Below are 675 nucleotides of genomic sequence, written 5' to 3' on the forward strand. Positions count from 1 at the left end.
GAGGCGGCGGCCGGTCAGAAGGGGAGCCCAGTAGTACGCGCCGGCCGCGAGCGCGAGGCCGACGAAGCCGGCGAGCAGCAGGTGAAAGTGCGCGACGACGTAGTAGGTCCCGGTGTAGCGGACGTTGATCGGCACGGCGGCGAGGAAGACGCCGGTGACGCCGCCGACGACGAAGTAGCCGACGGCGGCGAGCGACGCGATCATGGGGGCAGTGTAACGGATCGAACCACCCCACAGCGTCACGAGCCAGGTGCACAGCTTCGCCGAACTCGGGAGCGCGACCGCGAGCGTGGTGAACATGAAGACCGTCCGAACGGACGGGCTCATGCCGGTCACGAACAGGTGATGTGCCCAGACGGTGAAGGAGACGACGCCGATCGCGAGCGTCGAGTACACCGCCGACCGTCGGCCGAACAGCCGCCGCCCGGCGAAGCGCGGGAGGACGTGGCTGACGATTCCCATCGGCGGCAACACCAGGATATAGACCAGCGGATGGGCGAAGAACCAGAACAGGTGTTGCCAGACCAGGGGTCCGCCACCGCCGACGACGAACGCCGTGCCGAGCGTCCGGTCGGCGAGCAACAACGCGACCGTGACGGCGAGCACCGGGAAGGCGACGACCGCCATCGCCGCGCTCGTCAGCACCGTCCACGTGAACGCGTCGACCTCGAGCCA

1 protein-coding gene is annotated in these 675 nt (G+C 68.7%); it reads right to left on the minus strand.

Translation table 11 applies throughout. The features are described from left to right. Positions 1 to 675: cytochrome c oxidase subunit I (locus PGX04_RS27680; RefSeq protein WP_273741426.1), on the minus strand; the 675-nt coding region annotated here is incomplete at both ends.

It is taken from the genome of Natrinema soli, assembly GCF_028618695.1.